This is a genomic window from Cyanobacteriota bacterium (genome assembly GCA_025054735.1).
Taxonomy (GTDB): Bacteria; Cyanobacteriota; Cyanobacteriia; order SKYG9; family SKYG9; genus SKYG9.
Map to the genome: position 1 here is coordinate 1 of JANWZG010000577.1, position 1,831 is coordinate 1,831.

Sequence of the window (1,831 nt, forward strand, 5' to 3'; positions counted from 1 at the left end):
AACCATGGCTAGCAATCTCCCAATTAGCTGCTTTCATGGCTGCAACCGCTTCTGGATTGCGTTCTAGGGCCATAGCTACACCATAAACCGTGACTGGAATTGATCGAGTTGTGAACAATCGATGTAACCGCCAGAAGCCCGATCGACTGCCATACTCGTAACAGGACTCCATATTCATATGCCGAATACCCATCAACGGCACTGCTCCCACAATTTCAGACAAAAATGTTTCCGAAGCCTGATCACCGTGCAAAATGCAGGTCTCACCCCCCTCTTCATAGTTGATTACAAATTGCACTGCTATCCGTGCCTGGTGGGGCCATTGCGGGTGAGGCGGAGTTTGCCCATAGCCAATCATGTCACGAGGATAGGGGTTCATCATGGGGAATTAGTGGACAGGCACTACTACTGAATCTAAGATTGCCCATGATTGTAGGACATTCCTGAATCATGGCAGCGAAAAACTACCAGACTAATCTTTACTAAAGCTTTAACAGATTTACGAATATACCCAGATAGTTCTTCATGATTGACTGTCTACTCTAGAGACAGGCAAGGGGGGAGGTGCGCAAACACCAAACAACCGCGCACGGAGCTTTAATAGGCCATTCGACCTTAAATTGAGGATATTGGGAGATAGTGTAATGCAAGTACGAAATCTGAAATCGTCTGTTGGCGCAACTGTTGCTATTTGCTGTGCAATGGCAATGACTGGTCAGTCAGCAAGCGCTGCTCAGTTTTACAGTGGTTGGAACTATAGTATTGACTCATTCAATGATGGCTCTGGCGGCGCTGTCTATGAGATTAAGGGCTTGGCCATCAAGGAAACTGCTAACAGCCTAATCGTAGCGTTAACAGGTGGCACACCCCTGGCTGGTCAGGTCGATAGTGGTGCACGGGGTGGCAGCATTGGCTTTGGTGATTTATTCTTTAACTTCTCTGGCAAGGACTTTAAAACTGCTAGTCAGCAAAAATTGCTTTACGGTGTGCGGTTTGCTCCAGCTAACGACTCTCTGGTGACGGGCACTGGTGTGTTTAGCCAAGTGAGCGCTGTGAGTGTGTCTCAAGCAAATTATGGCTTTAGCAGCTTAAACCATTACTACAGCAGTGGTTTTGACAGGGTTAATACCCAGGGGGATGATATTAAAACCAAGCAGGATGCCTATAACTACTATGGTCAATACGATCCCATTCTGAATGTGATTGGTAGTGGCACGAAAGTTGGTGACATTACGATGTTGACAGGTAGCCAGCTTGCCTCGGAGGGATTGAACTTTGGACACTTCAATGCCGTGGGAACCCATACGATCGGCTTCCAGTTTGACAAATCGTTTCTCCCCACTGGAGACTACCTAGCTAACCTATTCCTGGAATGTGGAAACGATGGAGTTGCCATCAAAGCTAACGTCAGCAGTGCAGCCGTTCCAGAACCCACCACGATGGTTGGTTTGGCATTGGCAGGGGCAGGTTTAGGGGTTGCTCGTTCCCGCAAGCGTCGTCAGCAAGCAGCAGGCTAACTATAGATGCTAACTACAGATAGTGTCTGCTAGCTAGTTGGGTCTCGTACTCCTGTGATAGGTCACCTGTGGAGGTTTCCGCAGGTGCCTTTTTTTATCTGGGTTAAGTATTGAGTGTCTACAGTCTAAAATCACGAATCTGCAATCCCCATTAGTACTGGTGCATTATTAGTGTAGTGATTAGCTGGAACAATGGCAACTATGTAATCTAGTCATATTGCGATCGCTCCTGTTAGGGGATTAATCACGTTACAATTGGTTAATAATTTCTAGTTAAGCATTTTTACTTAACCTCATACAAAGCAGAACTAGGA

General features: G+C 46.6%; 2 protein-coding genes. One reads left to right on the top strand and one right to left on the bottom strand.

From position 1 onward, the window contains the following. On the bottom strand, window positions 1-382 hold a 382-nt coding region (locus tag NZ772_18310), incomplete at its 3' end, for an allantoinase (protein MCS6815510.1). Between the two features lie 262 nt (window positions 383-644). Here NZ772_18310 and NZ772_18315 point away from each other — a divergent pair. Continuing rightward, entirely contained in the window at window positions 645-1,517 is an 873-nt protein-coding gene (locus NZ772_18315; protein MCS6815511.1) for a PEP-CTERM sorting domain-containing protein, read from the top strand. Window positions 1,518-1,831 lie beyond the last annotated feature (314 nt).

What these genes read in the sequence shown, in the direction of transcription:
- NZ772_18315 (MCS6815511.1), top strand. Translation starts at nt 645, where the DNA reads ATGCAAGTACGAAATCTGAAATCGTCTGTTGGCGCAACTGTTGCTATT.